Here is a 7,280-nt window from a genome sequence, read left to right as displayed (position 1 = left end):
GCGGCGGAGCTGTTCGAGAAAGTTCATCGGGCAAATTCCCTGGGAGACACAGCGGTAGAGGGTAGCACGCCAGCCGAGGAAGGGACGAGGGGGAGGAGCAGCCGGAGGAGGGGCGGCGCGCCTCCCCGGGAGGGCCAAGAGCCGCAAGGCGATTGCCGCCCATCCCACGTCGCAAGGCACAAGTCCAGGCCGCCCTTCAGGTTCCGACAGCGCCCCGACAAAACATGGCAGTCGTAACTCCTTAGGGCTCGTGCCCGAGCAGGACTCCGGCCAGCGGGCCGCCGCTCGCGCCATCAAGGCCGGGCGCGGTGGCATCGTTCAGCGCGGTGCGCAGGTCGTTGTAGGCCTTGACGAACTCGTTGACGAGATCCTTGACCGTGGTGGTCGGCTGGTCTCCGCTGATCACCACATTGGTACCGGGCGCCGCCGCGAGCAAGTTGATGCGCACGCCCGGAACGGCAGTGTCGATCTGGTTCGACGAATTGGTCAGCTCAATGCCGTTGACCCGGACAATGCTGTCGGCAGCGGCGCTGATCTGGCTCAATGCCCCGCCGGGTGCGCCGCTGACCGTGAAATCGTTGGCAACGCCCTCTGCGCCGCGCAGCACCAGCCGCGCGCCATTGTTGTCAGTGATGATCGATGCGGTCACGCCGCTGTCCGATGCGTTGATTGCGTTGCGCAGGCCCGACAAGCTGTTGTTGCTGGCGTCGATGACGATATCGAAGCTGCCCGATCCGTTGGCCAGCGTCAGCGTGCCTTCGCCAACGGCGGCATTGGCATCGGAAAAATAGGTGGCTGATACGACGGTTTTGGCCGATGCAAGCTGCATGACCTCAAGCGTCGCGGGCAGGCCCTGCGGCTTTTGCCCGGGGATGAAGGTGGCTGCGGCAAGATCACCGCGCGTCGAAATAAGCGCGCCTGAAAACTGCCGTCCGTTGAGGATTTCGGTCAAGGCGGTGGAGAAGGTGTCGAGCGCGCCGGTGGCCGACGCGAGCGCCGAAATGCGCGCCTGATTGAGCGACTGGCGCTGCTGCACTGCCTGCGCCTTTGGCGCGCGCGTGGCAGCGACGAGATCGTTGACCAGCTGCGCGCTGTTGACGCCGGTAAAGCCCGACACCAGATTTGAAATGCTGCTGCTGATCACCATGGCCATATCCTCATGGGTTCAAGTAACGGCGCGAAGCCCGCATTCTTAAGCGGTTTGTGCGGTGTATCGGGCGTCATGGCTTGTGCTTTCCGTCCATGTCGAAGCGCATGTCCGGCGGCACCGGCAGATCGGGCTGACCGATGCCGACCTCTACATTGGCATTCAGGCGGAAGATGAAGGCGAGCAATGTCGCCACCGCCATATACAGCCGCTCGTCAATGATCGCGCCGGGCTTGGAGGTGAAATAGATCGCACGCGTGAGATCCGGGTAGCGCATGATCGGCACGCCCTTTTCCATCGCCAGCTCGCGCATTGCCTGCGCAATTGCGCCCCTGCCCCGCGCCAGCACCACCGGCGCAGCATCGCGATCACGGTCATAACGCAGCGCGACCGCGAAATGCGTCGGGTTGACCAGAATGACGGTGGCGTCCTCGACTGCCTGACGCGCCGAATTGTTCAGCACCTCATACTGGCGGCGGCGGATTTGCTGCTTGAGTTCGGGCGAGCCCTCGGTTTCCTTGTGCTCGTCCTTGACCTCCTGCTTGGTCATTTTGAGCTTCTTGGTGCGCTGGAACCACTGCGCGGGCACATCGATCATCGCGATCAGCACCAGACACCCTGCCATCGCCATCATCGTCATCGCAAACAGGCTGCCGAAATCGGCGATCCCGGCGCGCACATCGCCATGGCCAAGCTCGGCCATGCGCGGCAGCAGATAGAGGATCAGCGCAATCCCGACCGCGCCCATCAACAACACCTTGGCAATCGATTTGCCCAGTTCGATGAGGCCGTTCATGCCAAACATGCGCTTCAGGCCCGACATCGGATTGAGCTTGCTCGGCTTGGGGCTGAGCGCCTGCCAGCGAAAGCCGAGCGAGCCCAAGGATGCAGGCGTGGCAATCGCCGCGAGCATCAGAAAGCCGAACAGCGCGCCGAACGGCAGCAGCAGCGGCATGACCAGCACCATCGTGCGGGTGCCGACATTGAAATCGGTCACGTCCTGCAGATCAAACTTCAGCCCGGCGCGCAGCATCGACGACACCGAACCAACCAGAATGTCGCCGAACACGGCAAACGCGAGCGTCCCGCCCATCACGATCATCGCGGTGCCCAGCTCCTTGGACTGCAGCACATCGCCCTTCTGGACCGAATCGCGCAGCCGCTTTTCGGTCGGGGCTTCGGTTTTTTCACCACCACCGGGGGGTTGGTTCGACATGGCGTCAGCCCCCCGCCATCACTTCGGACTGCTCGAGCCCGGCCTCGATGGCGCGCATCACGCCATCGGCCAGCACCGGCGCGGCAAGCGCCAGCAGCAGGATGCCCGCGAGCACCGCCACCGGAATGCCCACCGAAAACAGGTTGAGCTGCGGCGCGGAGCGCGCGAGCATCGCCATCACCACCTGCACCAGGATCAGCGCGGCACCGACCGGCAGCGCGATCACCAGACCCATCGCAAACAGCGTGCCGCCAAATTCGACCAGGTTGAAGATCACATCGGGCGACAGAAACGCATCGCCCGGCGGCAGCGAGACATAGCTCTGCACGATGATCGCGATCAGCATCAGGTGCCCGTCCATCGCCAGCAGCAGCAGCACCGCGATGATCGACAGGAACTGGCCGATCACCGGGGTCGATGCGCCCGTCATCGGGTCGTTCATTGAGGCAAAGCCCAGACCCATGGTGTTGCTGATCGTCTCGCCCGCGACGAAGGCGGCTGAGTAACCGACCTGTAGCGCAAAGCCCATCGCGACTCCCGCGAGCACCTCGGCAAGGATGAACAGCAGCCCGGAAAAGCTGACAAGCGTGCCCTCGGGCAACACCATCGGCGTGGAATTGGTGGCGGCGATGCCGATCATCGCCGACAGGATGATGCGCACCTGCAAAGGCACCGACGTTGCACCGAACACCGGTGCCACCATCATTGCCGCGCCGGGCCGGATCATCGCCATGATCCACACCCACAATTGCGCCTCAACGCCTGCAAAACCGGGTGCGATCACAGCAGCAGGTCCGGGATGCGGCTGTAGATTTCAATGGTGAAATCTGCGACCAGATAGAGGATCGACCCGCCGAACAGCGCCAGCACCACGGCCAGCACAATCAGCTTGGGGACAAAGCTCAGCGTCGCCTCGTTGATCGAGGTTGCGGCCTGGACCATGCCCAGCAACACGCCGACGAGCAACGCGGGGATCAGCAACGGAGCCGATGCGAGCGCGGTGACCCACAAGGTCTGTTGCGCAAGGCCAATGAAATAGTCGGTCTGTTCCATATTCTATTCTCTGCCTGTGCTGCCGCTAGACCACGAACGATCCGGCAAGCGAGCCCATGGTGAGCGCCCAGCCATCGACCAGCACGAACAACAGCAACTTGAACGGCATCGAGATGATTGTGGGTGACAGCATCATCATGCCCAGCGCCATCAGCGTCGAGGCGACCACCAGATCGATCACCAGAAACGGCAGGAAGATCATGAAACCGATCTGGAACGCGGTCTTGAGCTCGCTGGTGACGAACGCGGGCAACAAGATAGAGAATGGGATGTCGGCAGGCTTTTCGACCGCAGGCGCCTTGGCCAGGTCCATGAACAGCTTGAGGTCGGTCTGCCGGGTCTGCTTGATCATGAACTTGTGGAACACCTCGGCCGACAGGCCGATGGCATCCTCAAGCGCGATTTCATCCTCGCTGTAGGGCGCGACCGCGCGCTGGTTGATCTCGGAAAAGGTCGGCGCCATCACGAACATTGAGAGGAACAGCGCCAGCCCGATCAGCACCTGGTTGGGCGGCGTCTGCTGCAAGCCAATGGCCTGACGCAGGATCGACAGGACGATGATGATCCGCGTGAAGCTGGTCATCATCAGCAGCATCGACGGCAAAATGGTGAGCAGCCCCATCAGGATGAGGATCTGCAAGGACAAGGTCAGCGGCTTGCCGTCGCCTGCGACATCGTTGAGCGCCTTGCCCAGCGCTTCAGACGCGCCGGGTGTGGCGGGGGCGGCCAGCGCGGGGGAGCTGACGAGGTGTGCGAGGATTGTCAGAACAATCGCTGCAACTGCGTACATCGTTCTCCGGCGAACGCTGGAGTCCAGTAGCGCGATTGCGCTGTAGCTGCCCCTGAATTCCGGCGTTCGCCGGAAAACGGCATTGAAGGCCTGCTGAACGAATATGACGCTCATGCCCCGCGCCCCTTGAAGGTGCTGAGCAGATCGCGGTCAGGTTCGGCCAGCGCCGCCGGGGGGAATGGAGCGCTGGCCGAACTGGTTGCCGTCCCTGCGCTCGCGATCATGTTGATCTGCGCGCGGGTGACCGAAAGCAAAATCTTCTGCCCAGCAAACTCGACGACCGCGAGCTTGCCCGAGACGCCCATGCTGACCGATTCCACGACCTTGAGGTCGCGGGCACTGGTATCAAGCCGTGCGATCAACCCGGGCTGGTATTTCTTGTAAAGCCAGAGGCCACCGTAGATCATGCCCGCCATGATCGGCAGCATGATGATGAGTTTGATGATGTAGTAGGTCATCGGGTTCGCTTCTCTCGCCTTGGCCCGCCGTGCCGCCCGCGAAGGGCGCCTGACGGGCGGCGAGATGCCAACCCGTCAGATGCGCCGTTCGACCCGTGCCTGGCCGACATTCTTTGTCACCACCTCGGCCACCCGGATCCCGAACCGGCCGTCGACAGTGACAACTTCCCCTCTTGCAACCAGCGTGCCATTTACGTTGATGTCGAGCAGCTCATTGGCCTGACGATCGAGTTCGACCACCGAACCTTCGCCAAGATCCATGATTTCCGACAGGCGCAGCGATACGCTGCCGACCTCGACAGACAGCCGCACGGGTATGTCGGCAAGAAAGCGGTAATGATTTGCCGCCTCATGCAGACCGTTGCCGCCTGTTTCATTGCCGCCATGGCCATGGCCAATCGCCATGCCGCCGGTGCCCGGCAGGGGGGCTTCGCTCATGTCACTCATCGTCGTGGCTATCCTCGTTCTATGGTTTCAATGCGAAATGCGGTCAGCCCGTTCTGTTCGCCAAGGCTGCCACGGGCGAACACCCGGTCGCCGACCAGCAGCGGCAGGTTGCGCGTGGGCGGGATTGGGATGATGTCTCCGGGCTTCAGATCGGCGAGCTGCGGCAGGGTGAGCACCGGGCGCGCGAGCACCGAACGGGCGGGCAGGCTGATGTCCGCCAGCGCTTCGCCAATCAGGTCGCGCCACACCGGATCGGGCCCGCGTTCATCGCCAAAGCTGACCGGCGTGAAGCACTGGTCGGCCGCCTGCAGCCCATCGAGCGGATACAGCATCTCGATCTCGAAGCGGCTGTTGTCCGGCAAGGTCAGGCGAAAACGCTGCGCGACCATGCGGGCGCTGGGCGGTGCGATGCGCGCGCCGTCGACGCTGCTTGCATGGCTCCCCAGATGACAGGCAAAGCTGCCGACATCGGCCCAGGCTGAACCGATGCTATCGCCAATCGACTTGACGATCCGCCCGATCAGGCGAATATCGGTCGGGGTAAATTCTTTCTTGGCAACTGCTGCCTCGCGCGGCGATCCGCCGAAAAAGGCATCGACCATGGCCGAGACCATTGCGGGTTCCAGCTTGACCAGCATGCGCCCCTTCATCGGTGGCAGCTGACACTGGGTGATGCTGACCAGCTCGGTCTGGCGGTCGCACCATGCATCGAACTGAATGAATTCAGGGTCCGCCGCAGTCATACGCAGCTTTACCCCGGCAATAGGCTCCAGCGCGGCTCGCAAGCCGTTGCACAGCTGCCGCGCGACCCGGCGCAGCACCGGCACGACCGTTTTCTGGTCGGCATCCTGGCGGGCAAAGCTGTGCTCAACGCCGCGCTGCGGGGCTTGGACGTCAGCGTCTTTGGGTTTGGTCTTGGTCATCGCGGATGGGCTTGCCTTTGGGCTTACTGGACAACAAGGCTGGTGAAATAGACATCGTCAACGCCGCCGAAACCCGCCTTTTCAGACAGTGTCTTGTTGATCACATCCTTGATCTGCTGCTTCAGCCGTTGCTTGCCTTCCATCGATTCGAGCGACATCGCGTCGTTCTCGCTGATTGTCATCAACACCGCCGAGCGCACGGCAATGTCGTGCTCCTTGAGGGCCTCGACGATTTTCTCGTCGAAATAGGTCGAAACCGCGAGCGACATCTGGGCAAAGCCGGTGTCACCACGCAGATTGGCGGTGAACGGCTGCTCCATGGGATAATACGTGACCTTGAACTTGCTATCCATGACCGCGCCGGAGGGGGCACCCTTGATGCCCGCCGCGCTGGCGGAGACCTTGCTGCCATCCTTCATCACCACCTTGGGCGCATTGGGATCTTCCGTCGGTCCACTGCCGCCAAAGGCCCCGGCGGCAAAAAAGCCTGCCGCCGCGCCGCCACCGCCCAGCCCTGCCACGAGCAGCACCGGGATCAGCAGCTTTTTGACCAAGCCGCCCTTTTTCTTGGGTTCCTTATCCTTGTCAGACATTGTTCTGGCCTCCGGACAAACGTGGTTCATTGATCATATGATGGTTATGCATAACGCACGCTCCCGCGGTTGCGACCGGGTGCGGCCTCGACCTCGGCAGATCGCGTTTGCCGGGTATCGCGGTTGGCATCATCGCGGGATCCAGGCACATCGCCGCCGTTCTGGCCGCGTTGCTGCTGCATCGATCCGCTGCCGGGGCCACCGGCTGAGTTGCCCGATGAACCCCCCGACTGCTGACGCAGCTCAACGCTGACATCGGCGGTGCGCTGGCCGTTCTGGCGCAGCTCCGCCTCAAGCCGCGACTGGGCCAGCACAAGGGTATCGCGCACGGTGTCGTGCTCGGTCATCAGACGGACCCGGTCATGGTTCGGTCCGGCCAGCATTTCGATATCGATCCGCCCGAGATGTTCGGGCATCAGCTGCATCCGTACCATCGATCCGCCACTGGCGATCCGCGCGATCTGGGTTTCGATGCCCGCGACAAAGGCAGCATCGAACGCGAGCGTTTCAGTGTGCATGGTGGCTGCCGGGCTGGATGGCGGCATGGCGGCGAGCGCCGCCGGTGTGGCCACGCCCGCAGGCTGCGGCGATATAGCATTCAGCGCGGCCATCCAGCTTGGCGGCAGAGCGTCAGCCCCCGGGGCTTTTGTCGT

At 62.8% G+C, this 7,280-nt stretch carries 10 protein-coding genes; all 10 read right to left on the bottom strand.

Going from position 1 to position 7,280, the window contains the following annotated elements; genetic code table 11:
- Positions 1 to 241: 241 nt before the first annotated feature.
- The gene (gene fliD, locus ACEW8G_RS14210) at positions 242 to 1,147 is read right to left on the bottom strand and encodes a flagellar filament capping protein FliD (RefSeq protein WP_373489058.1); all 906 of its coding nucleotides are present in this window, start codon (positions 1,145 to 1,147) and stop codon (positions 242 to 244) included.
- Between the two features lie 73 nt (positions 1,148 to 1,220).
- A complete protein-coding gene (locus tag ACEW8G_RS14205) occupies positions 1,221 to 2,363 on the bottom strand; it encodes a flagellar biosynthesis protein FlhB (RefSeq protein WP_373489057.1) in 1,143 nt (380 codons plus the stop codon).
- A gap of 4 nt (positions 2,364 to 2,367) precedes the next feature.
- Positions 2,368 to 3,147 carry a flagellar biosynthetic protein FliR gene (fliR, locus tag ACEW8G_RS14200; protein ID WP_373489056.1) on the bottom strand — a complete coding sequence of 260 codons (780 nt, stop codon included), beginning with the start codon at positions 3,145 to 3,147 and terminating at the stop codon, positions 2,368 to 2,370.
- Complete coding sequence (locus ACEW8G_RS14195; RefSeq protein WP_373489055.1) at positions 3,144 to 3,416, bottom strand: flagellar biosynthetic protein FliQ; 273 nt, start codon at positions 3,414 to 3,416, stop codon at positions 3,144 to 3,146. The genes fliR and ACEW8G_RS14195 overlap by 4 nt, the downstream gene beginning before the upstream one ends.
- A 25-nt stretch (positions 3,417 to 3,441) precedes the next feature.
- Positions 3,442 to 4,206: a flagellar type III secretion system pore protein FliP gene (fliP, locus tag ACEW8G_RS14190; RefSeq protein ID WP_373489059.1), complete on the bottom strand. Its 765-nt coding sequence runs from the start codon at positions 4,204 to 4,206 to the stop codon at positions 3,442 to 3,444.
- A gap of 110 nt (positions 4,207 to 4,316) precedes the next feature.
- Positions 4,317 to 4,664, bottom strand: a complete 348-nt coding sequence (locus tag ACEW8G_RS14185; protein ID WP_373489054.1) for a FliO/MopB family protein — start codon at positions 4,662 to 4,664, stop codon at positions 4,317 to 4,319.
- A gap of 75 nt (positions 4,665 to 4,739) precedes the next feature.
- A complete protein-coding gene (gene fliN, locus ACEW8G_RS14180; RefSeq protein WP_373489053.1) occupies positions 4,740 to 5,111 on the bottom strand; it encodes a flagellar motor switch protein FliN in 372 nt (123 codons plus the stop codon).
- A gap of 8 nt (positions 5,112 to 5,119) precedes the next feature.
- Positions 5,120 to 6,034 carry a flagellar motor switch protein FliM gene (locus ACEW8G_RS14175; protein ID WP_373489052.1) on the bottom strand — a complete coding sequence of 305 codons (915 nt, stop codon included), beginning with the start codon at positions 6,032 to 6,034 and terminating at the stop codon, positions 5,120 to 5,122.
- Between the two features lie 23 nt (positions 6,035 to 6,057).
- Positions 6,058 to 6,627 (bottom strand): flagellar basal body-associated protein FliL, encoded by a 570-nt coding sequence (gene fliL, locus ACEW8G_RS14170; protein WP_373489051.1) that lies wholly within the window; start codon positions 6,625 to 6,627, stop codon positions 6,058 to 6,060.
- A gap of 44 nt (positions 6,628 to 6,671) precedes the next feature.
- On the bottom strand, positions 6,672 to 7,280 hold a 609-nt coding region (locus ACEW8G_RS14165), incomplete at its 5' end, for a flagellar hook-length control protein FliK (protein ID WP_373489050.1).

Origin of the sequence: Blastomonas sp. (assembly GCF_041747255.1) — a bacterium.
Lineage (GTDB): Bacteria > Pseudomonadota > Alphaproteobacteria > Sphingomonadales > Sphingomonadaceae > Blastomonas.
The sequence above is the reverse complement of the archived record's forward strand: the minus strand, read 5'-3'. Positions and strand labels throughout refer to the sequence as shown.